The organism is Bradyrhizobium pachyrhizi, from assembly GCF_001189245.1.
GTDB classification, from domain to species: Bacteria; Pseudomonadota; Alphaproteobacteria; order Rhizobiales; family Xanthobacteraceae; genus Bradyrhizobium; species Bradyrhizobium pachyrhizi.
The window spans coordinates 35685-58799 of record NZ_LFIQ01000067.1 but is presented as its reverse complement, the minus strand read 5'-3'; the positions used below and the strand labels follow the sequence as shown (position 1 = coordinate 58799).

At 65.8% G+C, this 23115-nt stretch carries 18 protein-coding genes and 2 pseudogenes; 5 read left to right on the top strand and 15 right to left on the bottom strand.

Annotation, left to right across the window (positions count from 1 at the left end):
* Window positions 1–42: 42 nt before the first annotated feature.
* Complete coding sequence (gene thiD / locus AKL29_RS14260; protein ID WP_050384638.1) at window positions 43–840, bottom strand: bifunctional hydroxymethylpyrimidine kinase/phosphomethylpyrimidine kinase; 798 nt, start codon at window positions 838–840, stop codon at window positions 43–45.
* Window positions 841–1035: 195 nt separating this feature from the next.
* Here thiD and AKL29_RS14255 point away from each other — a divergent pair, with 195 nt between their 5' ends.
* Window positions 1036–1281, top strand: coding sequence for an Lrp/AsnC ligand binding domain-containing protein (locus AKL29_RS14255; RefSeq protein WP_016845986.1), 246 nt, complete (start codon window positions 1036–1038; stop codon window positions 1279–1281).
* A 122-nt stretch (window positions 1282–1403) separates the two neighbouring features.
* On the opposite strand, the gene AKL29_RS14250 is transcribed toward AKL29_RS14255, so the two are convergent.
* Window positions 1404–2333, bottom strand: a complete 930-nt coding sequence (locus AKL29_RS14250) for a c-type cytochrome (protein ID WP_050384637.1) — start codon at window positions 2331–2333, stop codon at window positions 1404–1406.
* Between the two features lie 165 nt (window positions 2334–2498).
* Between AKL29_RS14250 and AKL29_RS14245 the strand changes: the two genes are divergently transcribed.
* On the top strand, window positions 2499–2921 hold the full coding sequence (locus tag AKL29_RS14245; protein ID WP_028338285.1) for a CHRD domain-containing protein: 423 nt from the start codon (window positions 2499–2501) through the stop codon (window positions 2919–2921).
* Window positions 2922–3070: 149 nt separating this feature from the next.
* Here AKL29_RS14245 and AKL29_RS14240 read toward each other — a convergent pair whose 3' ends face one another.
* The 6 genes and pseudogenes from AKL29_RS14240 to AKL29_RS14215 form a co-directional block, all read right to left on the bottom strand.
* Entirely contained in the window at window positions 3071–3517 is a 447-nt protein-coding gene (locus AKL29_RS14240) for a c-type cytochrome (protein ID WP_028338286.1), read from the bottom strand.
* A 103-nt stretch (window positions 3518–3620) separates the two neighbouring features.
* On the bottom strand, window positions 3621–5930 hold the full coding sequence (locus AKL29_RS14235) for a xanthine dehydrogenase family protein molybdopterin-binding subunit (RefSeq protein ID WP_050384636.1): 2310 nt from the start codon (window positions 5928–5930) through the stop codon (window positions 3621–3623).
* A 128-nt stretch (window positions 5931–6058) separates the two neighbouring features.
* Window positions 6059–7588 (bottom strand): murein biosynthesis integral membrane protein MurJ, encoded by a 1530-nt coding sequence (murJ, locus tag AKL29_RS14230; RefSeq protein WP_050384635.1) that lies wholly within the window; start codon window positions 7586–7588, stop codon window positions 6059–6061.
* Between the two features lie 42 nt (window positions 7589–7630).
* Window positions 7631–8781 (bottom strand): annotated as a pseudogene (locus AKL29_RS14225) (DegT/DnrJ/EryC1/StrS family aminotransferase).
* A gap of 32 nt (window positions 8782–8813) precedes the next feature.
* Complete coding sequence (locus tag AKL29_RS14220) at window positions 8814–9830, bottom strand: Gfo/Idh/MocA family protein (RefSeq protein WP_050384634.1); 1017 nt, start codon at window positions 9828–9830, stop codon at window positions 8814–8816.
* A gap of 251 nt (window positions 9831–10081) precedes the next feature.
* On the bottom strand, window positions 10082–11494 hold the full coding sequence (locus AKL29_RS14215; RefSeq protein WP_028338291.1) for a mannose-1-phosphate guanylyltransferase/mannose-6-phosphate isomerase: 1413 nt from the start codon (window positions 11492–11494) through the stop codon (window positions 10082–10084).
* 352 nt (window positions 11495–11846) lie between these two features.
* Between AKL29_RS14215 and AKL29_RS14210 the strand changes: the two genes are divergently transcribed.
* Together AKL29_RS14210 and AKL29_RS14205 are read left to right on the top strand one after the other, a co-directional pair.
* Complete coding sequence (locus AKL29_RS14210; protein ID WP_050384633.1) at window positions 11847–12812, top strand: lysylphosphatidylglycerol synthase transmembrane domain-containing protein; 966 nt, start codon at window positions 11847–11849, stop codon at window positions 12810–12812.
* A 10-nt stretch (window positions 12813–12822) separates the two neighbouring features.
* Entirely contained in the window at window positions 12823–13833 is a 1011-nt protein-coding gene (locus tag AKL29_RS14205; RefSeq protein WP_050384632.1) for an MraY family glycosyltransferase, read from the top strand.
* A 5-nt stretch (window positions 13834–13838) separates the two neighbouring features.
* Here AKL29_RS14205 and AKL29_RS14200 read toward each other — a convergent pair whose 3' ends face one another.
* The 6 genes from AKL29_RS14200 to rfaD form a co-directional block, all read right to left on the bottom strand.
* A complete protein-coding gene (locus AKL29_RS14200) occupies window positions 13839–14780 on the bottom strand; it encodes an NAD-dependent epimerase/dehydratase family protein (RefSeq protein ID WP_050384631.1) in 942 nt (313 codons plus the stop codon).
* Window positions 14777–15991 carry a glycosyltransferase family 4 protein gene (locus AKL29_RS14195; RefSeq protein ID WP_050384630.1) on the bottom strand — a complete coding sequence of 405 codons (1215 nt, stop codon included), beginning with the start codon at window positions 15989–15991 and terminating at the stop codon, window positions 14777–14779. The genes AKL29_RS14200 and AKL29_RS14195 overlap by 4 nt, the downstream gene beginning before the upstream one ends.
* A 48-nt stretch (window positions 15992–16039) precedes the next feature.
* Window positions 16040–17953: a nucleoside-diphosphate sugar epimerase/dehydratase gene (locus tag AKL29_RS14190; protein WP_050384629.1), complete on the bottom strand. Its 1914-nt coding sequence runs from the start codon at window positions 17951–17953 to the stop codon at window positions 16040–16042.
* A gap of 84 nt (window positions 17954–18037) precedes the next feature.
* Entirely contained in the window at window positions 18038–19318 is a 1281-nt protein-coding gene (locus tag AKL29_RS14185) for an O-antigen ligase family protein (protein ID WP_050384628.1), read from the bottom strand.
* Between the two features lie 8 nt (window positions 19319–19326).
* The gene (gene rfaE1 / locus AKL29_RS14180; RefSeq protein ID WP_050384627.1) at window positions 19327–20799 is read right to left on the bottom strand and encodes a D-glycero-beta-D-manno-heptose-7-phosphate kinase; all 1473 of its coding nucleotides are present in this window, start codon (window positions 20797–20799) and stop codon (window positions 19327–19329) included.
* A gap of 18 nt (window positions 20800–20817) precedes the next feature.
* Window positions 20818–21798 (bottom strand): ADP-glyceromanno-heptose 6-epimerase, encoded by a 981-nt coding sequence (gene rfaD, locus AKL29_RS14175; RefSeq protein WP_050384626.1) that lies wholly within the window; start codon window positions 21796–21798, stop codon window positions 20818–20820.
* A gap of 135 nt (window positions 21799–21933) precedes the next feature.
* Here rfaD and waaF point away from each other — a divergent pair, with 135 nt between their 5' ends.
* Complete coding sequence (gene waaF, locus AKL29_RS14170; RefSeq protein ID WP_050384625.1) at window positions 21934–22998, top strand: lipopolysaccharide heptosyltransferase II; 1065 nt, start codon at window positions 21934–21936, stop codon at window positions 22996–22998.
* Here waaF and AKL29_RS44805 read toward each other — a convergent pair.
* Window positions 22980–23115 (bottom strand): annotated as a pseudogene (locus AKL29_RS44805) (glycosyltransferase family 4 protein); the annotation flags it as partial. The gene waaF and the pseudogene AKL29_RS44805 overlap by 19 nt on opposite strands.

Below are 23115 nucleotides of genomic sequence, written 5' to 3'. Positions count from 1 at the left end.
CGGATTTCGCTGCGCTCCATCCGGGCTACGCAGCTCCGGGCTTCAATAATATTTGTGAAAGTGATGCACCGGCCCATGGCCGTGGCCGACGGCAAAACGATCGGCGGCGGCGATTGCTTCGGTGATCCAGGCCTTGGCGTTGCGCACGGAGGTCTCCATGCTCTCGCCCTTCGCGAGCCCTGCTGCGATTGCCGAGGACAACGAGCAGCCGGTGCCATGCGTATTGGCGGTCGCAATCCGCGGCGCAGCCAGCGCGATGCTGCGCTCGGCGTCGATCAGATAGTCGATGCTGTCGGCGCCGTGGCCGTGGCCGCCCTTGACCAGCACCGCACGACACCCCATCGCCAGCAATCGGTTGCCTTGTCGCTCGACGTCGGCCTCGCTTGAGGCGACCGGCTCGTTCAAGAGCGCCGCCGCTTCCGGCAGGTTCGGCGTGATCAGCGAGGCCAGCGGAAACAGCAGGGTCTTCAGCGCATCGACCGCCTCGGCGGCAAGCAGCCGATCGCCGGAGGTAGCGACCATCACCGGATCGAGCACGACATGGCGCGGCGCCCAGCGCCTCAGCCCATCGGCGATCGCTGCAATTGTCTCGGCCTGCGCCACCATGCCGATCTTGACCGCGCCGACCTCGAGGTCGGAGAACACCGCATCGATCTGTGCGGTGACGAATGGCGCGGGCACCGGATGGATGCCACTCACCCCGGTGGTGTTCTGCGCGGTCAGCGCCGTGATCGCGGAGGCGCCATAGACCCCGAGCGCCGCAAAGCTCTTGAGGTCGGCCTGGATGCCCGCCCCGCCCGAGGAGTCCGAGCCGGCAATGGTGAGCGCGACCGGCGTCATCTTGCAGCACCAGCGGTTGATACGAATGAGACCATCACGAACAAGACCATGGCCTGTCCTAGCCCGGCCGCCGATCGGCAGCAAGTTCGCCTGACTTTACCGCAAGTTGGCCTCGCCTTGACCCCTCGCCTCGCCCCCTTGCCTTGGCCGCCCGTTTTGGGCCTATAGTCGCGGAAATCCCCGGAGACGACTTTGATGGTTCCTTTCTTCGTCCAGATCAAATGCAAGCTCGGCCAGTCCTACACCGTCGCCAATGCACTGGCGGAGGCCGAGATTGCGTCCGAGATCTATTCCACCGCGGGCAACTACGACCTCCTGGTCAAGTTCTACGTCGACCACGACACCGACATCGGCCACTTCATCAACGAGAAGGTTCAGGTGATCCCGGGCATCCAGGACACCCTCACGATCATCACCTTCAAGGCGTTCGGCGCGAAGTAGGACGCGCCCGCGAGAGCATGATGAGATCAGGTCGAGCTTGAACGGCGTCGAAAGTTCACCTCTCCCTTGGGAGAGGTGAACCGAAACCGCGGCGAGCCGATTCAACCAAAACCCATCCCGCTTTACGACTCCTTCTCCTTCTTCACCGGCTTCGGCGGCCCCTCGACCGGCAGCAGCGACTTGATGTACTCGGCGATCGCGTCGCGGTCGGACGACGACAGTTGCGAGGTGTTGCGGATCACACGCACCATCGACCCACCGGCGGAGTCGCCGTCCGGCGTCTGGCCGCTCTCGAGGAAATAGGCGATATCCTTCACACTCCAGTCCGAGATCCCCCTCGGCGTGATGTTGGGCACCCAGCCTTCGCCCTCCGGATTCGGACCACCCGCGAAGCGCTGCGCGGTGACGATGCCGCCGAGGACATTCCGCGGGCTGTGGCACTCGGCGCAATGGCCGAAGCTGTTGACGAGATAGGCGCCGCGATACCAATGCGCCGAGCGGCTTGCATCCGCGATGAACGGCTTGCCGTTCATGAACAGGAATTTCCAGACGCCGACATTGCGCCTGACGTTGAACGGAAACGGCAAATCGTGGTCGCGCACCTTGCCGGCGACCGGCGGCAAGGTCTTCAGATAGGCGAACAGGTCGCGCACATCGCTGACCTTGGCGTGCTGATAGGACGGATACGGAAACGCCGGGAAATAGTGCGCGCCCGATGGCGAAGTACCTTTCATGACCGCGGTGACGAAATCGGCCTCGCTCCAGCGGCCGATGCCGTCGTTCGGGTCGGGCGAGATGTTCGGCGCATAGAAGGTGCCGAATGGCGAGGGGATCGCGAGCCCGCCGCCGAGCCGCGTGCGGTCGTCCTGCTTCGGCACGGCATGGCAGGAGGAACATCCCCCGGCATTGAACGTTGTGAGGCCGTTGGCCAGGTCAGGCTGATAGGCAGGCAGCGCGCCGGCGGCAACGGTCGCGGGGATCGTCAGCCACCAGAACACGCCAAAGCCGATTACGCCGGCCAGAATCGCCAGGAGGAAAATTCGTCGCAGCATTCACCGATCCGTCATTGGTCGCGTCAGTCCATGGACCAGTATGATGGCAACCAGTCGGACAAGCTCGCATCAAATTTGCCGCACCCACGATCATTTGGGGAATAAATCCGAAAAGCTGCTGTTTGAAGATTGCAACCATCCTGTGACGTCAAAGGGGAGAGAACCATGTCGAACAAGACCTTGCTTGCCACGCTGACGCTCGGCGCCGCGATCGCCCTCGCCGGTCCGGCCTTTGCCGAGAAGTTCACGGCGAAGCTGGACAGCAAGAGCGAAGTGCCGCCGAATACCAGCACCGCCACCGGCACCGCCGACATCGACTACGATGCCGCCAGCAAGAAGCTGAGCTGGAAGCTGACCTATTCCGGCCTCTCGGGTCCGGCCACCGCCGCGCATTTCCACGGCCCCGCCGAGGCCGGCAAGAATTCCGGTGTCGCGGTCGCCATCCCAAACGCGACGTCGAGCCCGGTCGAAGGCAGCGCAACATTGACCGACGCGCAGGCCGCCGATCTGCTCGCAGGCAAGTACTATGTCAACGTCCACACTGCGGCCAATCCGGGCGGTGAGATCCGCGGCCAAGTAACCAAATAGCAAGTGACGAAGTAATCCGTCACCAAGCAATCCTGACCAAGCAATCGTCGCGAACGCGCTCCAACAAGAAACGGCCGACACAAAAAAGGGCGGACGCCTCGAAGCGTCCGCCCTTTTCATTGATCGAACGACGATGAGCCGAACGGCGATCAGCCCTTCTTGAGGCGATAGGTCTCGTGGCAGCCGCCGCACTGCTTGAACAGCGGCGGCATTTCCGCCTTCAGCGTGTCGAGGTCCTTGACCTTGCCTTTGGTATCGGCGACGGCCTTGGCGAAGCTCGCGATGTGCTGCTCGAAGCCGGCCTTGTCTTCCCAGATCTTCGGCGCGGCGGAATAGTCGCCATCCGGCTTGAGGCCCTTGCTGCTTGCCGGGAACAGCGTCGGCAGCTTCTTGGCGGTGTCTTCGAACTTCACCAGCGCAGCATCGACCGCCGCCTGGTCGTAGGGCTTCTCGCCCTTGATCATTGCCGCGATCGCGCCCGCGTTCTTGCCGGTCTCCTTCATCTGGGCCTGGGTCTGCTTGACCTGATTCTGGTCGGCCACGACAGCACCAGCACTCAACGCAAGCATTGCAGCAACGACGACAATCCGCTTCATCGGCAAAACCCCTCAATTCCGCTCTGTCCCGGTCCGCGATCTGCAGCCGGCCTGGTTTGCAAAACACCGCAGGCGGAATCTTCATTCCGCCTGCGACAATTTATCAGAGATTATGGCGGCGCTGCGCCTCGCGGATCGCGATCCAGACCCGTTCCGGCGTGGCGGGCATGTCGATGTGGTCGATCTTGTACTCGCGATGTAGACCCTCGACGATCGCGTTGACGACCGCCGGGCACGAGCCGATCGCGCCGGCCTCGCCCGCGCCCTTCACGCCCATTGGGTTGGTCGTGCACGGCACGTTATTGGTCTCGAACACGAAGGACGGCCCGTCGGAGGCGCGCGGCAGCGCATAGTCCATGAAGGTGCCGGTGACGAGCTGACCGTCGGTCGGGCTGTACACCGCCTGCTCCATCAGCGCCTGCCCGATGCCCTGCATCGCGCCGCCGTGAACCTGGCCCGCCAGCATCAGCGGATTGAGCGTGACGCCGAAATCGTCGACGATGACGTAGCTGATGATCTTGATGATACCGGTGGCGGGATCGATCTCGACCTCGGCAAGATGGGTGCCGTTCGGATAGGTGCCGTCGGCGCTGGCGAAGGTCGCGCTGGCATTCATCTTCGACGTGTCGCCGCCGGGACGTTTGGCGAGATCGGCAAAGCTGATCGAGCGGTCGGTGCCGGCGATGCGGATGCGGCCGTCGGCGATTTCGAGATCGCCGGCGCCGGCCTCCAGCGCCTGCGCCGCGAGTTCCTTCAGCTTGTTGCCGAGATCATGCGTCGCCCGCTGCACGCTGACGCCGCCGGACGGAATCGATGCCGAGCCGCCGGTGCCGAGGCCGGTCGCGATCTTGTCGGTATCGCCCTGCAGCACGTGGACGCGCTCGGGCGGCACGCCGAACTGCTCGGCGACGATCTGCGCATAGGCGGTCTGGTGGCCCTGCCCGCTCGACTGCGTGCCGATCAGGACCGAGATATCGCCATTGGGATCGAGCGCCACATTGGCGGTCTCCTCGCCCATCGTGCCGCAAACCTCGACATAGCTCGCCATGCCGATGCCCCGCACCAGGCCCTCCTTCCTGGCGGCCTTGGCGCGCTTCGGAAACTCCTTCCAGTTGGCAATCTCCATCGCGCGCTTCATATGCGCGACGAAGTCGCCGGAGTCGTAGACCTTGCCGGTCGCTGTCGTGTAGGGCAGCGACTTCGGCGGAATGAAGTTCTTCCGCCGGATGGCGTCCGGCGTCATGCCGAGTTTTCGCGCGGCGGCATCGACCAGGCGCTCGATGACATAGGCGGCCTCCGGGCGGCCGGCGCCGCGATAGGCGTCGACCGGCACCGTGTTGGTGAACACGGTGCGGACCCGGCAGTGGAAGGCCTGGATGTCATAGAGGCCCGGCAGCATGCCGGCGCCGCCATGCGGGATGTAGGGCGCGAAGGTCGAGAGATAGGCGCCCATGTCGCCCATCAGGTCGACATCCATGCCGAGGAATTTGCCGTCCTCGGCGAGCGCCATCTTCGCGGTGGTGAGATTGTCGCGGCCCTGCGCGTCGCCCATGAAATGGTCGGAGCGCTCGGCCGTCCATTTGATGCTCTTCTTGAGCTTGCGCGCGGCGACCGAGATCAGCGCATATTCGCGATAGGGAAACAGCTTGGTGCCGAAGCCGCCGCCGACATCCGGGCAGATCACCCGCATGTTCTCCTTCGGCATCTTCAGGATCATGTCGCAGAGGATCTCGCGCAGGCGGTGGCTGCCCTGGCTGCCGATCGTCAGCGTCAGATGATCCTTCTTGGCGTCGTATTCGGCGACCGCGGCGCGCGTCTCCATGAAATTGGTGATGACGCGCGGATTGACGATGGTGATCTCGGCCACCGCATGTGCCTTGGCGAACGCGTCCTCGGCGGCCTTCTTGTCGCCGATCGAGACATCGAACAGCACATTGCCGGGCTTGTCCGGCCAGACCTGCGGCGCGTCCTTCTTCACCGCATTGACAAGGCCGACCGCCGCCGGCAGCGGCGTCCATTTGACGTCGATCGCCTCGATCGCGTCACGGGCATGATCGACGGTATCGGCGACCACGAAGGCCACCGCGTCGCCGACATGGCGCACCTCGTCCTTGGCGAGGATCGGATAAGGCGGCGCGGTGAACGGATCGGTTTCGAGGTTGAACAGGCACGGCAGGCCGCCGAGCTCGGCGACGTCGGCGGCGGTCAGGATCAGCGCCACGCCGGGCATGCCGCGGGCCCTGCCGGCATCGATCGTGTAGGTCGCGTGCGCATGCGGCGAGCGCAGCATCAGCGCGTGCAATGCGGGAGACGGTGCGACGTCGTCGGTGTAGCGGCCCTTGCCGCGAATCAGGGCGTCGTCCTCCTTGCGCCGCACACTTTGTCCGACGCCGAATTTGATGGGAGCTGCCATCGTCTCTCCAATTGCCTTGGTGTGTTTTGCGCATATTGGCGTGGTTGTCGGCGAAGCGCAAACCGCTTTCCGCCGCGCGCGGCGCTATCACACAGCGGCCTCCTATGTTTTTGATTTGACAGGTAAAACTATACGCGCCGGAGCGCGAACAGCCAGCCGCGGCCGAACAGAGTGAGGATCGAGAGGGCATAGACGAAGACGCCGACCGCAATCAGCAGCAGCAGGATCAGCTCGTCGCGAAAGATCTGCATCGGCGCGAACCACACATAGGCGAAATGCGAGGTCAGCCACAGCGCGACCGCGAGCAGGACGCCGCATAGCGCGAAAGTGCCGAAGGAGCGGATCAGCGCGCGATCGAGCGCGAGGTAGCCGCGGCGCACGGCAAACATCAGCACCAGCAGCAGATTGACCCAGGCCCCGATTGCGGTCGCGAGCGCGAGCCCGACCTGCGCCAGCGAGCCGACCAGCGCGATCTTCAGCGCGACGTTGACCGCGACCCCGGTCAGCGCCGCTTTCACCGGCGTTGCGGTGTCCTTGCGAGCGTAGAAGGTCGCGACCGCGCTGCGGATCATCACGAAGGGAATGAGCCCCACCGCATAGGCCGCGAGCGTGGCCCCGGCGCTTGCCGCATCGGCCTTGGAGAACGCGCCGCGGGCGAACATCGCGCGCATGATCGGATCGGCCACGGTCAGGAACGCCGCCACGAACGGCACCGAGAACAGCAGCGTGAAATCGAAGGCGCGGCGCTGCGCGGCCATCGCGCCGGCGTGGTCGTCGGCGCTCAGCCGCCGCGACATCTCCGGCAGCAGCACGGTGCCGATCGCGATCCCGATCACGCCGATCGGCAACTGATTGAGGCGGTCGGCATAATACAGCGCCGACAGCGCGCCTGCGGGGAGGAAGGTCGCGATGATGGTATCGGCGAACAGCGCCACCTGCGTGCCCATCGAGCCCAGCGTCGCTGGCCCCAGCGCGCGAAAGAAGCCGCGGACGTCCTCGTCGAGCTTCAGGGGCGCGAACCGCGGCAGGCCGCCATGGCGCGCGAGGTCGCCGGCGAGCAGGAAGAATTGCAGGAAGCCCGAGATCAGGACGCCCCAGGCCGCGGCATGACCCGCGCTCGGGAAGAACGCCGCGAGCGCCAGCGTCATCATCATGGCGAGGTTGAGGAAGATCGGCGCCGCGGCGGCGCTGGCGAAGCGATGCATCACGTTGAGCATGCCGCCATAGAGCGTCACCAGCGTGATCAGCAGCAGATAGGGAAAGGTGATCCGCGTCAGCTCGATCGCGAGCTTGCGCTGCGCCGCGTCCTCGGTGAAGCCCGGCGCGAGGATGCTCATCGCCTGCGGCATGAACGCCATCGCCAGCGCCAGCAGGATCACCTGCGAGGCGAACAGCAGCGTGAAGATGCGGTCGGCGAACAGCCGTGCCGACGCCTCGCCGCGCTCGCCATGGACGTGGGCGTAGGCCGGCACGAAGGCGGCGTTGAAGGCGCCTTCGGCGAAGATCGCGCGGAAATGATTGGGCAGCCGCAGCGCCACGAAGAAGGCGTCGGCAACCGGCCCGGCACCGAGGATCGCCGCGAGCATGATGTCGCGCGCGAACCCGGTGACCCGCGATAGCAGGGTATAGCCGCCGACGGTGAAGATGCGCCCAAGCATGCGCTGCTTCTAGCGCATGATTGCGGTCTGAAAAAGTTCCTGTCAGGCCGAAAGCGCGCTGCGCACAGCCGCGATGACGCGGTCCTGCGTCGCCTCGTCGAGATAGGGGTGCATCGGCAGGGCGATGACGTCCTTCGACAGCCGCTCGCTGACCGGCAGGCCGCCGTCGGCAACCGGATAGTGGCTGTAGGCCGTCTGCTGGTGCACCGATTTGGGATAGTAGATCATGGTCGGGACGCCCTGCGCCTTCAGGGCAGCCGCGAAGGTGTCGCGATCGATGCCGTCGGACAGACGGATGGTGTACTGCGCCCACACCGAGGTACAGCCCGGGGCAAGGCGCGGCACCGCGACGAGGTTGCCGAGCGCGCGCGAATAGCGCTCCGCCACCTTGTTGCGCGCCGCGATCTCGTCGTCGAAAATCTTCAGCTTCTCGAGCAGGATCGCCGCCTGCATGGTGTCGAGCCGCGCCGTGAGGCCGAGCCGCACATTGTCGTACTTGTCCGAGCCCTGGCCGTGCACGCGGATGCTGCGCAGCGTGCGCGCGAGTTCCTCGTCGTCGGTGAAGATCGCGCCGCCGTCGCCGAAGCAGCCGAGCGGCTTGGCCGGGAAGAAGCTGGTCCCGGTCGCGAGCCCGAAGGTGCCGAGCTTGCGATTCTTGTAGGTTGCGCCGAAGCCCTGCGCGGCGTCATCGAGCACGAACAGGCCCTCGGCCTCGGCGACCGCGCCGATCGCATCGTGATCGGCGCTCTGGCCGAACAGGTCGACCGGGATCAGGCAACCGGCTTCAGCCCGCGCGCGCGCGCCGTCGCGATGCCGCGCTTCAGCGAGTTGACGTCGATGTTGAAGGTCTCCTTATCGACATCGACGAAAACCGGCGTCGCTCCGGTCAGCGTCACGACCTCGCCGGTCGCACAGAAGGTGAAGGTCGGGCACAACACCGCATCGCCCGGCCCGACATTCTTCGCCATCAGGACCATCAGCAGTGCGTCGGTGCCGCTCGCACAGCTGACCACGTGCTTCGCGCCGCTATAGTCCGCCAGCGCCTTCTCCAGCGCGGTCACTTCGGGACCGTTGATGAACTGGCAATGGTCGAGCACGCGCGCGACCGCGTCATCGATCGACTTGCCGAGCCGCCGGCGCTGCGCGGCGATATCGATGAAGGGAATGGGCTCAAGCTGCATATGCTGGTTCATGGAAGCTCTTTGCACGTGTTAATGAATGACAATCAGCCGGCGATGCGGCGCGGTCCCTTGCGCATCGTCGAGGCGGCGGGCCGTGCGGGCGATTCCAGGCAGCGGATCGCGATCTCGAGGCTCGCCACGCCCTCGTCGCCGGACACGGCCGGCAGCTTGCCGCCGCGTACGGCATCGAGGAAGGCGATTAGTTCGGCGCGCAGCGGCTCGTCGTGACCGACCGGCAGATGACGCATCGAGTAGCTGCCGTCCGGCTTGAAGCCGAAACATTCGGTGACCTGACGCGTGAGCAGATCGCCCATCACATACTTGCCGCGGGTTGCGACCGTCACGTTGCGCGCCTTGAACGGCGTCAGCCAATTGGTGTTGATGTGGGCGAGCACGCCGGAAGCGGTACGGAATTGGAGCAGCGCGATGTCCTCGCGCTCGGCGACGGCGCTCGAAAGCTGCGGCTGCACCTCGACGATGTCGGACTCAGTGAACCAGCGGATCAGGTCGATGTCGTGCACGGCAAGATCGATCACAACGCCGACATTGGACATTCGCGGCGGGAACGGGCCGACCCGGGTGATACCGATCGACAGGATGTCCTCGCCCGAGATCGCCTGCTTGATCGCGGCGACCGCAGGATTGAAGCGCTCGACATGGCCGACCATCAGCGTGACGCCGGCCCGCTCGGCGGCCGCAACGATCTCGCGGCCCTCTTCGACCGTGGATGCGACCGGCTTCTCGACCAGGATGTGAATGTTGCGCGCGATGCAGGCGAGCGCGATCTCGTGATGCAGATGGGTGGGAGCTGCGATCGTCACCGCATCGATGCCCTCGGCGAACAGCTGATCGAGGCTTTCGAAGGCGCGGCAGCCGACCAGGTCGACGGCGCGCGTGCGATGTTCCGGCAGCGGATCGACGATGCCGATCAACAGCACCCCGGGCAGTCCGGCCAGCACGCGGGCATGGTTGCTGCCCATCACGCCGGCGCCGATCACGCCGACGCGCAATGCGCGGCCGATATCGGCCTTCGCGCCGGCTGCGGACACTTTTGCATTCATATCGTAGACCCCAAGTAACGTTCTGGCGGTTGTCCCGGCTTCTCAGGGAGCCATCCCGGCTCCGAGGGAATCAGCACCAAGGCCCCTCTGCCCGATCCGCGCCTTTGGCGCAAATCACGACCCGCTTCGTTGGCAGCCGCTTTAGCACGGCGTCACAAATGTGGCGAATGCCAACGGCGATATCCGGACACGTTTTGATTCAAAGAGTTACATCGCCCGCGACTCGATCTTGAGCGCGGGCCCCGTTCGCCTCAGGTGCGCCGATAGTCATCCTCGATGCGGATGATGTCGTCCTCGCCGAGATAGCTGCCGGTCTGCACCTCGATCAGCTCGAGCTGGATCTTGCCCGGGTTCTCCAGCCGGTGCACCGCGCCGATCGGGATGTAGATCGATTCGTTCTCGTGCACCGTCTTGATCAGCTCGTTGACGGTGACCTGCGCGGTGCCGCGCACCACGATCCAGTGCTCGGAGCGGTGATGGTGCTTCTGCAGGGACAGCCGTCCGCCCGGCTTGACGACGATGCGCTTGACCTGGTGGCGATCGCCATTGTCGACCGACTGATAGGAGCCCCAGGGGCGATGCACCTTGATGTGGTTCTCGGTCACCTCCGGCGCCGCCACTTTCAATTTCGCGACCAGCCGCTTCAGCCCGTTGGCGTCCTTCTGGCGTGACACCAGCACGGCGTCCTGGGTCGCGACCACGACGAGATCGTCGACGCCTTCGAGCGCAACCAGCGCGCGGTCGGTCGAGACGTTGCAATTGCGGGAGTCCTCGAACACCGCCTTGCCGCGCGCCGCGTTGCCGAGGCTGTCCTTGTCGGCGAGCTCCCAGACCTGGCGCCACGAGCCGATGTCTGACCAGCCGCACGCCACCGGCACCACCGCAGCATGCGATGTCTTCTCCATCACTGCGTAATCGATCGAGATCGCCTTCGCCGCGCCGAAGGCCTGCGCATCGAGCTTGACGAAGCCGAGATCGCGGGCCGCCGACGCAACCGACAGCTCCACCGAGGCCACGCTGTCCGAATCGACATTGCGGTACTCGTCGAGCAGCACGCTTGCGCGGAACATGAAGTTGCCGCTGTTCCAGAGATAACCTGCATCGATATAGCCCGCCGCCGTCGCGGCATCCGGCTTCTCGACGAACTTCGCCACCGCGCGCACCTCGCCGGCGACCACCTCACCCGGATTGATGTAGCCGTATTCGGTGGCCGGCCGCTCGGGCTTGACGCCGAACGTCACGATGCGGCCGGCGTCCGCAGCCACCAATCCGCCGCGGCACGCGGCGACGAAGGCCGCGGTGTCCCGCACCAGATGGTCGGCGGCCAGCGCCAGCACGATCGCTTCGCTGTCGCGGCTCTGCGCGAACGCCGCACCGGCCGCGATCGCCGGCCCCGAGTCGCGGCGCATCGGCTCCAGCAGCACGTCGGCCTCGCGGCCGATCTCGGCCAGCTGCTCCAGCACCATGAAGCGATAGGCCTCGTTGGTGATCACGATCGGACGCTCGAACAGGCCGGCGTCGGAGACCCGCAGCAGCGTCTCCTGGAAGGTCGAGCGGGCCCCGAACAGCGACAGGAACTGCTTCGGATGCACCTCGCGTGACGCCGGCCACAGCCGCGTGCCTGCGCCGCCGCACATGATCAGGGGAATAATTCGTCGATCCATCGATGCCTCAAGTCCTGTCGTGCAAGTCCTGTCGTATCCGCCTGCGGATGACACACCAAATCGGCCCGGGCCGTCGCGGCCGGCGGCCCTGTTGCCTCGGAAGCACTATCCAAGCAGTAGCACGCGCCCCCGCGCGTCTGGTCGGATTTTACCGGTAACGTAAACCCCCGGTGAGTGGCCGGCCGTCCCCCGTTCCGGCCTCTTTAGCCACCCCTTCGCGCCTGCCGCAATAGGGACCAGTACGGGTATTGCCAGATCGGCGCGGAAACCATACCAAGGCGACGAATTTGGGCGCGCGAAAGCGTTTTGCGCTGTTTTTGACACATTCTGAAACCTGGCAGCGCGAACGGAAATGCGCCGAATCCTGCTTTCGACCGTCAAGATCCTGATCTCGGCCGCGCTGCTCTATTTCTCGCTGCGCAAGGTCAATCTGTACGACCTTGCCTCCCGTATCCAGGTCGAGAGCCTGGGCTGGCTCGGCCTCGCGATCGCGGTCACGTTCCTGCAGATCTTCCTCGGGGTGTTGCGCTGGCGGGAGATCAGCGTGGAGTGCGGCGCCCCGCTGGAGACCGGCCAGGCCATGCGCTTCAACGTGATCGGCACCTTCTTCAACCAGACACTGCCGTCCTCGATCGGTGGCGACGCGGTCCGGCTTTGGCTCGTCGCGCGCGCCGGTGCGGGCTGGCGCGCAGCCACCTATTCCATTTTCGTCGACCGCGCGATCGGACTGATCGCCCTCGCCGTCGTCATCGCCGCCACCCTGCCCTGGAGCTATCGGCTGATTTCCGATTCCCACGGCTGGATGGCATTGCTGCTTCTCGACCTCGCTGCACTCGCGGCCGGATTTGGCTTCCTGCTGATCGGCGTGTTGCCATGGGCCTGGCTGAAGCAATGGTGGGCGACGCATCACATCCACGCCTGCGCCGTCATCGCGAACCGGGTGTTGTTCAGCCGCAAGCACGGATTGAGGGTCGCAACGCTCTCGATCGCCATTCACGTGGTGACCGTCGTGATCGCCTGGTGCGTGGTGAAATCGATCACCGCGCCCGTCACCTTCGGCGAGATCTTCCAGTTGTTGCCGCCGGTGATGCTGATCACGATGATGCCGATCTCGATCGCGGGCTGGGGCGTGCGCGAGGCCACGATGGCGCTGGCCTTCGGCTACGCCGGATTGATCGCCAATGAGGGCGTCAACATCTCGCTGTTGTTCGGCGCGGTATCGTTCGTGGTTGGCGTGTTTGGCGGCTTGGTGTGGATCCTGAGCCCGGAAAAGGCCGCCAAGGGCACCGAACCGATCGAAGTCCCGGGATCGCAATAGTCGGACCAGAATGAGCGCTTTCGAAATCCTCCTGTCATTGATCGCGGCGGTTCTGGCTGCGTCGATCTCGGCTGTCCTGATCCAGGCGACCCGGCCGCTGCTGCTGCGTGTGGCGCTGGCGAAGCCGAATGCGCGCTCGTCGCACCGTATTCCAACGCCGCAGGGTGCCGGCATCGCGGTCACGGCGGCGACGCTGCTGGCGGGCGGCATCGTCATCGTCCTGGCCGGATCGCAGGACCTGACAATTCCCTTCATCGTCTTCGCAGCCTGCCTGTTCATCGCAGTGGTGGGCTTTGCCGACGACATCCGCTCGCTGCCCGTCGTACCGCGGCTGCTGCTACAGGCCGCCGCCGTTGCGGCCGTGGTGTTTTCCGCGCCTGATGGTCTCAGGCTGGTTCCGGCCGGTCCGGTCTGGCTCGAACGCGGCCTGCTGCTGATCGCCGGCCTCTGGTTCGTGAACCTCGTCAACTTCATGGACGGGCTCGACCTGATGACCGCGGCCGAGGCCGTGCCGATCACCGTGGCGATCGCGCTGCTCGGCAGCTTCGGCTATCTCCCCGCAGCTCCCGCGCTGGTCGCGGCGGCGCTGTGCGGCGCGCTGCTCGGCTTCGCGCCGTTCAACCGACCGGTCGCAAGAATATTCCTGGGCGATGTCGGCAGCCTGCCGATCGGCCTGCTGCTCGGCTGGTGCCTGCTGGAGCTCGCCCTGCATCGACAGTTCGCCGCCGCGCTGCTGCTGCCGCTGTACTATTTGACGGACGCAACGGTCACGCTGTTTCGCCGCATGGCGCGGCGCGAACCTTTCTGGGCCGCGCATCGCTCGCACTTCTACCAGCGCGCGACCGACAACGGATTCACGGTGTGGCGCGTCGTCGGCGAGGTGTTTGCGCTCAACGCAGTGCTGGCGCTGCTCGCATTCGCCTCGGTCGCCCTCAATTCGCTCACTGCGGACATCGCACTGCTGCTGGCCGGCGCGCTCGCCGTCGCCTGGCAGCTGCGGCGGTTCTCGCGACCGCTCTGATCGCCTCAGCTGTCCGTTTGACGCAGCGCGCGCCGCAGCCCCTCGTCGAGGCTGATCGGCTGCTGCCATCCGGTGCCCGCGATCTTGGAAAGATCAAGCTCGAGCGAGGCGAACAGGCTGTCATAGGCTTCCCTGCGGCCGCTGATCCCGAGCGCAATCTTCAACAGCGGCGCCGGCAGCCAGAACAGACGCGGCGAGGTGTCCGCCGCCCGGGCCAGGCGCTCGACGAATTCCCGCGTCGAGACCTGCTCGCGGTCAGCCACCAGGAACACGTCGAAATCATCTCCCGGGTGCGACAAGCGGTGCAAGATGAACGACGCGAGGTTTTCCGCCGACACGAACGCGCGGCGATTCTTCACATAAGCGAGCGGTAGCGGCATGCGATTGATCACGGCACGCTTGAGCAACGCGAAATTTCCCTTCGCGCCGGCGCCGTAGATCAGCGGCGGCCTGATGACGGTCACCCTCATGCCGCTGCCCGGCACAATTTCCTTCAAGCCAACCTCGGCGGCCGCCTTCGAGTTTCCGTAGAGGCCGCGCGGTGTCAGGACGTCGTCCTCGCGAAACGGAGGACGCCCGTAATTGCTGCGCCCATGCACCAGGATCGTGCTGACGAAAATGAAATCGCGCACGCCGGCAGCGGCCGCGGAACGCGCCAGATGCAGCGTGCCCTCGATATTGACGTTGCGGTAGAGCTCGATCGCCTGTTCGTCGGACTGCTGGTGAACGCGGGCCGCAAGATGAACAACCGCGTCCACGCCATCGAGCGCCGCGCCCCAATTGGTGACCGGGCTGAGCGAGCCGATCGTCACGTCGTTGGCATCTTGCGGCGCCGTTCGCACCGCGCGTCGCACCGCCCAGCCGTTGCGCGCCAATACGGGCACCACATGGCGGCCGACAAAGCCGCTGGCGCCTGTGACCAGAACCGTCCGGCGACCATCATTCATACCGTCCGCTCCACATCGCGATTGGATAGCAGCTCCCGGACCAGCGCAGCGTAGCCCGCCAGCGCCCGCTCGGGACTGAAGGTCTGCGCGGTCGCGACCGCGCGCTCGGCCATCGCGGCGTCCTGTGATCGCGACGCCTGGCGAATGGCATCGGCGAGTTGATCGGGCCTTGCCGGCGTGACGACCCAGCCGAGCCGGTTTTCGCTGACTGTGAGCGCGGCCTCGGCCTCGGGCTCGGAGACGAGAATGACGGGACGGCCGGCCGCGAGCAGATTGTAGAACCGGCTCGGCACCGACACGCCGGCGACGTCCTTGCGATAGGGAATGAGCCAAACGTCCGCGCTGGAGAGCAGCGCATCGAGCTCGCTGTCCGCGACGCGCTCGACCAGCGTGACGTTGGCAAGCCGCGCGGCGGCCTGCAGCTCCTTGAGCCGCGCGAAGCCGATGCCCCATCCCGAGAGCAGGAAATGGATCTCGCCTTCGTCACGCAGCAGCCGCGCGGCCTGGAAGACGATGTCCGGATCGTGGGTGAAGCCGAGATTGCCGGACAGCCCGACGACGAAGCGGGCGGCGATGGCCTTGCGAAACGGATTGTCGGGGCTCACGGGACGGTTGCCGGGGGCGAGCGTGGCCCAGTTCGGGATGAACCTGATCTTGTCCTGTGTCATTCCGCCATATCGCAGCAGCAGCTTCTCGGCGTCGCGGCCGATCACGATGACAGCGTTCAGGGCCCGGAACATCAGCGCGTTGATCGCCCGCATCGCCCGCGCCACCAGCGAGGACGGCCGCAGCAGCCCGGCCATCACGAGCACGTCGGGAAACAGGTCGTGCAGGATCAGCGCCGACTTGGCCCCCTTCAACCTGGCCGCGGCGGCAACCGCATAGGGCAGCGCGAAGGGAGCGGTCACCGTCAGCGCCACGTCGCCCCGCTTCAGCCGCGACAACAGCGCAAAGAAGATCCGGCCGGTGAACAGCGCCTCGGCCAGCGCGCGCTTGATCAGCGCCGCCTTTCCCGGCAGCCAGTTCCTGATCTCGATGACGGCGGGCCGCCCGGGCGCCGGCGCCCGCGCCGAGCCCGGCATCCCGGAGATCACCATCACCTCCGACTCCTGCGCGATCCGTTCGGCGATCGCGGACATGATCGCGGCGGTCGTGCTGTGGTCCGGCGGATAGTGCTGGCTGACGACCACGACTTTTCGAGAACTACGCATCAATGGCTTTCGAAACGGTCCTGTCTCGGCGTCCGCAGAACGGCGCGGTCAGGCGGCATTCGATCCGAACTCGGGCACGGCGTCCTGAAGGACGGCGCGGATGGTCACACGGTCATCTCTCTCGATCGCATCCTCCAGCGCCGCGAGCCACTTGCGCAGCGTCGACATCGGAGGCTGGTTCGGCTTGGCCGCCATGACGCCGGCGACGCCGATTTCGAGCGTCGGCTCCTGGCTTGCGAACAGGATCTCGTTCAGCCGCTCGCCGGGACGGATGCCGCTGAACACGATCTCGACGTCGACGCCGGGTTGCAGGCCCGACAGACGGATCATCCGCTCGGCGAGATCGACGATCTTCACCGGTTGCCCCATTTCCAGCACATAGACCGAGACGTCGGGCCGCGCCGGCGTCACTGCGTGCGTCGCTGCGGTGATCACGAGATCGCAGGCCTCGCGGATCGTCATGAAGTAGCGAACCATGTCCGGATGGGTCACCGTGATCGGTCCGCCGGCCTCGATCTGCGCCTTGAATTTCGGCACCACCGATCCATTGGACGCCAGCACATTGCCGAACCGCACCGAGATCAGCCGCATGTGCGGCTTGCCCTTTGCCTCGGTCATCAGGTCATGGTCCAGCGCCTGGCAATACATCTCGGCGAAGCGCTTGGTCAGGCCCAGCATCGACACCGGCTCGATCGCCTTGTCGGTCGAGATCATCACCATTGCGCTCGCGCCCGCGGCATGCGCGGCGTCGGCCACGTTCACCGACCCGAAGATGTTGGTCTTGACCCCTTCGCTCCAGTCGCGCTCCAGGATCGGCACATGCTTGAGCGCCGCGGCGTGGAACACGATGTCGGGCTTGAACTCGCTCATCAGCCGCGTGATGCGCTCGCGATCCCGGATATCGGCGATCCGGCCCTCGATCTCGGGCCCGGAGTCGCGCGCGGACAGCGCCTCGGTGACCGCATAGAGCGCCGGCTCCGAGTTCTCCACGACCAGGAGGCGCGCGGCGCCGAAGGTCGCGACCCGTTCGCAGATTTCGGCGCCGATCGAGCCGCCGCCGCCGGTGACGATGACGGACTTGCCCCTCACCAGCGTCTCGAGCCGCGCGTAGTCGATCTTCTGGCTTGGGCGCAGCAGCAGGTCCTCGACGGCGACATTGGTCAGTCGCGGCGCGTCGCCGCCCTCCAGCGACGGCAGGCGACTGACCATCACGCCGAGCCGCCGGGCGCGCATCAGCACGCTCTCCGGATGCGCTTCGGGTTCGAAGGCCGACGGTGTCATGACCACGCGCTTGATCGGCCGCTGGCGGGTCTCGAAATCCCGAATCACGGCCTCGATGTCGTCGACGCCGCCGACCACGGGAATGTTGCGGATCATCTGGCCGCGGTCCGCGTCCGACGGCGAGAGCACGCCGACCGGCCAGAGCCGCTTGATGGCGCCATTCTCGATGCCACGCAGCACGACTTCGGCATCGGCCGTACGTCCGACCAGCAGCGCCGGCGCGGCGTTGTCGGATCGGGCATGCAGTCGCGTGCGTGAATAACGGAAATAGCGGTAGCCGAGGCGCAACGCGCTCAGCGCGAACACCTCGAGGAAGAAGAACAGGATGATCGTGACCCGGCCGAGGAACACCGGGCTTTGCGAATTCGTTCCGGTGAAGAAGTAGACGTAGTCCAGCACGACCAGTGCCAGCGTCAGCACGGCTGCGACCCGCAGGATGTTCAGCGCGTCCGGCAGCGAGGTGAAGCGCCATTTCGCCGTGGTCAGATTGGAGAAATAGCTGACGAAAACGCTGAACAGCACGAACCAGGGCAGAATGAGCAGCAGATGCGGGAGTCGATCGGTGAGAAGGCTGCCCTCGAAACGCAGATAGAAGCTCGCCAGCAACGCGAACGTCGTCGCGAGCGCGTCATGCACCAAAATCAGGAAATTGCGCAGGGTGAGTTGTGAAAGGCGCGTCATCTAACGGACGGGTTGCCGGCAACTGGGAGTTCGCGATGGGACATTGGCAGGCTGATAGCGTATCTGCAGAGCCCTTGCCAGCGATCATGGACGAGCAGGAGGTTCGGGTTCCATATCGGCCCGCAATTGCCCCTTCAACGCCATGCCGCCCGCAACTCCGACGCCCAGCACATACATCCAGCCCTCGTGAAAGTCGAAGATGTGTGAATTAAACAACGAACTAGAAATATTCTGTACCACGACGAGAAGCCCGATCCAGTTGACGAGACCGTCGCCGCGGAACAGCAAAAGGTGCAGGAGCCACATTGCGTACAGTATCGCTACACCCACAATGCCCCACTGCACGGCGACGTTCAACGTTTGATTGTGGGGGTTTCCGATCACTTCGCCGGAAGCCTGGGTCGCACCGCCCTTCGCGACGCGCTCGAACAGGCCCCGCGTCGCGCCGGTGCCATGGCCGATGACCGGGGCCTCGGCAAAGAAGCCAAGCGACTTGCGCCAGAATTCGAGCCGCAAGCCGAGCGAGGTCGGCTCGTTGCGCTGCATGTAGAGCTTGTAGTCGCGCTCGAACGACTCCGCCGTCGAGCGCAATTGCGGCGAGCCATACCACGCCACGACGGCTAACGCGGCGGCCGCGCAAAGGATCAGGACGATGCTGCGCCAGCGCAGATGGAGCAGCGCAAACACCGCGAACATAATCGGAACCGTCACCAATGCAGTCCGCGACACCACCACCATCGCCATGTTGGCGAACAGGCTGAGCGCAATCGCAATCAGCAACATGGCCGGCAGGATGCGTTTGGCCCGCAGCAGCGTCACGACCGGATAGGCCAGTGCGACCGCGCACAAGGTGAATTCCTGGCTCTGGTCGATGTAGTTCTTGACGAAGACTCCCTGCTCGCCCGGAGCGGGCGCCCGCAGCGCGAGGTGCGGATAGGCAAGCACCAGCCAGGACATCAGCATCAACAGCGTGCAGGAGACCAGGAAGGCGACGAACACCCAGGTCCCGCGGGCCGAGCGCTGAAAATGATAGAGCAGGACCGGCAGCACGAGGAGCTTTGCGGTCGGCCCGACCGCGTAGAATCGCAAGCCCCAGGCCGCGTCCGACCAGAGCGTGCCGACAAGCGCGAGGCAAAACAACGCGACCGGCGCCAGGCAGATCGGCCGCTTCAGCAGCGCCCAGAACGCCTTCAGATCGACCGTCGGCGCAATCGCGATCAGCAGCACCACGCCGAAGATGCCGACCAGCGAGGTCGACCACGGCAGCGACAGCGCAATCAGGACCGCGACTACATCGGTCGCGGTCTGCCAGCGCGCCGGATCGCGCCAGGCCGGACACGCCGCGGCGGCTGCCGGGGATGCCATGCTGGCGCTCACGCCTTGCCCTCACGGGCCCGCGCAACGAGCGACGTCGTGCTGTGGCCGGGCAGGATCTCGACCAGCACCACCTCGCCGCCGGCGGCTTCGACGATCTCGTGGCCGACCACCTGCTCGCGGGTATAGTCGCCGCCCTTGACCAGCACGCTCGGCCGCACCTGCGTGATCAGATTGATCGGCGTGTCCTCCTCGAAGATCGCGACGAGGTCGACGGCTTCCAACGCCGCCAGCACCTCGGCGCGGGCGCGCTCGTTCTGCACCGGACGTCCCTCGCCCTTCAGCCGCTTCACCGAGGCGTCGCTGTTCAGCCCGACGACGAGGCGATCACAGGCGCCGCGCGCGGCGGTCAGCACCTTGACGTGGCCGGGATGCAGGATGTCAAAGCAGCCATTGGTGAAGCCGATGCGCAGATCCTGCCTGCGCCACTCCTCGAGGCATGCATCGATGTCGCCGCCGGCCGGGACGATCTTCTCCTCGGCCGCCAGCGAAGCGTGCGGCAGGATCCTTCGGCGCAATTCGGCGGACTTGACGATCGCGGTACCGGTCTTGCCGACTGCTACCGCCGCCGCCGCGCTCGCGATCCGCAGCGCACCTTCCCAGTCGGCGCCGCCCGCCAGCGCCAGCGCCAGCGCCGCGGCAACGGTATCGCCGGCGCCGGAGACGTCGCGCACCTTGACCGGCAGCGCCGGCACATGGATCGACTCGCCGCCCCGCGTCACCAGCGTCATGCCGCGCTCGCCCTGCGTCACCAGCATCGCCTCGCAATCCGCGAGGTACATCGCATCGGGCGCGGCCTGCGCAATGCTGTCCTGGCTGTCGGCGCGGCTGCGGGTCGCCTCGGCGAATTCCTTTCGGTTCGGCGTCAGCACGGTCGCGCCGCGATAGATCGCGAGATTGGCGCTCTTGGGGTCGACGATGACGCGCTTTTTCGCCTGGCGCGCCGCGTCGATCACGTTGCGGATCACGCGCGCGGTGAGCACGCCCTTGGCGTAGTCCGACAGCAGCACGATGTCGGCCCGCGCAAGACGCGGCAGGATCGCATCGATCAGCTGCTGCTCGATGGCCGGTGCGGCCGGCGCGGCGAGCTCCCAGTCGGAGCGCAGCATGTGGGTCGAGAATTGCTCGGAGACGAAGCGCACCTTGCGCGTGGTCGGACGCGCGGCGTCGCGCAGCAGCACGGTCTCGATAGCGGGCTCCTTCGCCAGCGCTTCGGCCAGCACCGCGCCGGCAGCGTCCTCGCCGATCAGGCCGACGAAGATGCAGCGCCCGCCAAGCGCGGCGATGTTGCGCGCGACGTTGCCGGCGCCGCCGATATTGGTCTCGTTGCGCCTGACAGCGATCACCGGCGCCGGCGCCTCCGGCGAGATCCGCGACACCTCGCCATAGACGAACTCGTCGAGCATGAGGTCGCCGACGCAAAGCACGGTCTGGCCGGACATGGCACGCGAGATCGCTTCAAAATCGAACATCAGTCACCGTCATCCGCTCTAGCGATAGCGATCCGCGCGATCGAGAAAGCCCTTCACATAGGCCCCGACTGCGTCTTCCAGGCGAGTGAAACCGCCATTGTATCCGGCGCGTCCGAGACGATCGACGACGCTCTGGGTGAAGTACTGGTAACTGCCGCGAATCTGCTCGGGCATGTCGACATACTGGATGTTCAGCTCCAGCCCGAGCGCGCCATAGGCCGAGACGATCAGGTCCTTGAAGCTGCGCGCCTTGCCGGTACCGACATTGAACAGCCCGGAGACCCGCGGTGTCGCGATCAGCCACATCATCACCCGCACGACGTCGTCGACATAGATGAAGTCGCGGCGCTGATCCCCGTCGGCGATGCCCTCGCGATGCGACTTGAAGAGCTGCACGACGCGGCCCGCTTTGATGTCGTCGAAGCGCCGCGCGAGCACGCTCATCATCGGGCCCTTGTGATATTCATTGGGGCCGAACACGTTGAAGAATTTAAGCCCGGCCCATTGCGGCGGCAGAGGCGCGCCCTTCTCCGCGCGCTCGGCGACCGCAAGATCGAACAAGTTCTTGCTCCAGCCGTACAGGTTCATCGGCCGCAGCCGCTTCAGCGCCTCGACCGATGCGTCGTCGTCGAACCCCTGTTCGCCGTCGCCGTAGGTCGCGGCCGAGGAGGCATAGATGAACGGCGTGGCATTTACCGTGCACCAGTCGAGCAGCCGCATCGAGAGACGGAAATTGGTCTCGATCACCAGGTCGCCGTCGGTTGCCGTGGTCTCGGAAATGGCGCCGAGATGGATCACGGCGGTAAGCCGCCGCCCCTTCAGCCAGTCGCCAAGCTCGGCCGGCGGAACGACATCGGCAAGCTGGCGCTTGGCCAGGTTCCGCCACTTGCCGTCCTGCCCAAGCAGATCGCAGACCGCGACGTCGCTGCGCCCGGCGTCGTTCAACGCGGCCACGACGTTCGATCCGATAAAACCGGCGCCCCCGGTTACCAGAAACATGATGAAATCCCGCCAGATTCCTTTGCAGCCGTCAGCTTTGCCCCACTCCCGCGCCGCAGGCAACGACGGCTTTACCTCTCATCGCGAACCGGTTACCGACTTGGCCGCGCCCGATCGGCCTTGGCCTAGTTAGAAATGAATATTGATTCAATATCTGACATCGAAACACAGGATGCCGAGGATACCAGACCTATCCTCGTGGTACCCTATGTTTGGATCGGCGATTTCGTGCGCGGCCACACCGTGGTCAGGGTGCTCCGCAAGCGCTGGCCGAACCGGCCGATCGACCTTCTGACATCCAGGCTTTGCGCCCCTTTGGTCGATTATATGCCCGATGTTCGCGCCGGGATCGTGTCCGACCTGCCGCGCAGCCGGCTGGCGCTGGCCCAGCAGCAGGCCCTCGCGGCCGAGCTTCGCCGACGGAACTACGCCACCGCGCTGGTGCTGCCGCGGACCTGGAAGGCCGCTCTCGCGCCGGCGCTGGCGGGCATCCCGGAACGGGTCGGCTTCTTTGGCGAGGTGCGGTTCGGCCTCATCAACGCGATGCGATGGGGCGAAAAGCGGCAGCCCCGCTTCATCGACAAGAACGCGATCCTGGCGCTGCCCGACGGCACCGCCCGCCCGCCGGAATGGCCGGTGCCGCAGCTTCGGGTTCCCGCGGACGAAATCGAACGCTGGCGGCAGGCCAACGGCCTCGGCCGCGGTCCCGCCATCGCGCTCGGACCCGGCTCGGTCGGCGCCTCGAAACGCTGGACCTATTATCCGGAGGCCGCGCGCCTGTTCGCCGAACGCGGCTTCGACGTCTGGGTGGTCGGCGGCCCCGGCGAGAAGGCGCTGGCGCAGGAGATCACGGCAGCCGGCGGCGCGCGGGTCCGCGACCTCAGCGGCACCGATCTGCGCAACGGCATCGTTGCGATGGCCGCGGCCAGCGTCGCTGTGACCAACGACTCCGGCTTGATGCACATCGCCGCCGCAATCGGCACGCCGACCATGGGCATCTTCGGCCCGACCGATCCTTATCTCTGGGCGCCCCTCAACGGCCTCGCCGCGACCGTGCTGCAGACCAGGAGCAAGTTGTCGTGCCAGCCGTGCCAGCGCACGGTCTGCACCATGAACGACCATCGCTGCATGCGCGATATCGCCGCCGAAGAGGTCGTGGAGATTGCGCAGCGCGTGCTGGCTCAGGTCAGCGCGCGGTAGACCGCCGCGATCGCGTTTGCCTCGGCATCGAGGCTGAACTTATCCACAACTCGTTGCCGCGCCCGCGCGCCCATCGCCGCGGCCGATGCCGGATCGCGCATCAAGGGCTCCAGCGCG

What these genes read in the sequence shown, in the direction of transcription:
- AKL29_RS14250 (WP_050384637.1), bottom strand. Translation starts at nt 2,333, where the DNA reads ATGCTGCGACGAATTTTCCTCCTGGCGATTCTGGCCGGCGTAATCGGC.
- rfaD (WP_050384626.1), bottom strand. Translation starts at nt 21,798, where the DNA reads ATGTTTCTGGTAACCGGGGGCGCCGGTTTTATCGGATCGAACGTCGTG.
- rfaE1 (WP_050384627.1), bottom strand. Translation starts at nt 20,799, where the DNA reads ATGTTCGATTTTGAAGCGATCTCGCGTGCCATGTCCGGCCAGACCGTG.
- AKL29_RS14190 (WP_050384629.1), bottom strand. Translation starts at nt 17,953, where the DNA reads ATGACGCGCCTTTCACAACTCACCCTGCGCAATTTCCTGATTTTGGTG.
- AKL29_RS14235 (WP_050384636.1), bottom strand. Translation starts at nt 5,930, where the DNA reads ATGGCAGCTCCCATCAAATTCGGCGTCGGACAAAGTGTGCGGCGCAAG.
- waaF (WP_050384625.1), top strand. Translation starts at nt 21,934, where the DNA reads ATGAATATTGATTCAATATCTGACATCGAAACACAGGATGCCGAGGAT.
- AKL29_RS14185 (WP_050384628.1), bottom strand. Translation starts at nt 19,318, where the DNA reads ATGGCATCCCCGGCAGCCGCCGCGGCGTGTCCGGCCTGGCGCGATCCG.
- AKL29_RS14220 (WP_050384634.1), bottom strand. Translation starts at nt 9,830, where the DNA reads ATGAATGCAAAAGTGTCCGCAGCCGGCGCGAAGGCCGATATCGGCCGC.
- AKL29_RS14200 (WP_050384631.1), bottom strand. Translation starts at nt 14,780, where the DNA reads ATGAATGATGGTCGCCGGACGGTTCTGGTCACAGGCGCCAGCGGCTTT.
- AKL29_RS14215 (WP_028338291.1), bottom strand. Translation starts at nt 11,494, where the DNA reads ATGGATCGACGAATTATTCCCCTGATCATGTGCGGCGGCGCAGGCACG.
- AKL29_RS14195 (WP_050384630.1), bottom strand. Translation starts at nt 15,991, where the DNA reads ATGCGTAGTTCTCGAAAAGTCGTGGTCGTCAGCCAGCACTATCCGCCG.
- AKL29_RS14205 (WP_050384632.1), top strand. Translation starts at nt 12,823, where the DNA reads ATGAGCGCTTTCGAAATCCTCCTGTCATTGATCGCGGCGGTTCTGGCT.
- AKL29_RS14210 (WP_050384633.1), top strand. Translation starts at nt 11,847, where the DNA reads ATGCGCCGAATCCTGCTTTCGACCGTCAAGATCCTGATCTCGGCCGCG.
- AKL29_RS14240 (WP_028338286.1), bottom strand. Translation starts at nt 3,517, where the DNA reads ATGAAGCGGATTGTCGTCGTTGCTGCAATGCTTGCGTTGAGTGCTGGT.
- murJ (WP_050384635.1), bottom strand. Translation starts at nt 7,588, where the DNA reads ATGCTTGGGCGCATCTTCACCGTCGGCGGCTATACCCTGCTATCGCGG.
- thiD (WP_050384638.1), bottom strand. Translation starts at nt 840, where the DNA reads ATGACGCCGGTCGCGCTCACCATTGCCGGCTCGGACTCCTCGGGCGGG.
- AKL29_RS14255 (WP_016845986.1), top strand. Translation starts at nt 1,036, where the DNA reads ATGGTTCCTTTCTTCGTCCAGATCAAATGCAAGCTCGGCCAGTCCTAC.
- AKL29_RS14245 (WP_028338285.1), top strand. Translation starts at nt 2,499, where the DNA reads ATGTCGAACAAGACCTTGCTTGCCACGCTGACGCTCGGCGCCGCGATC.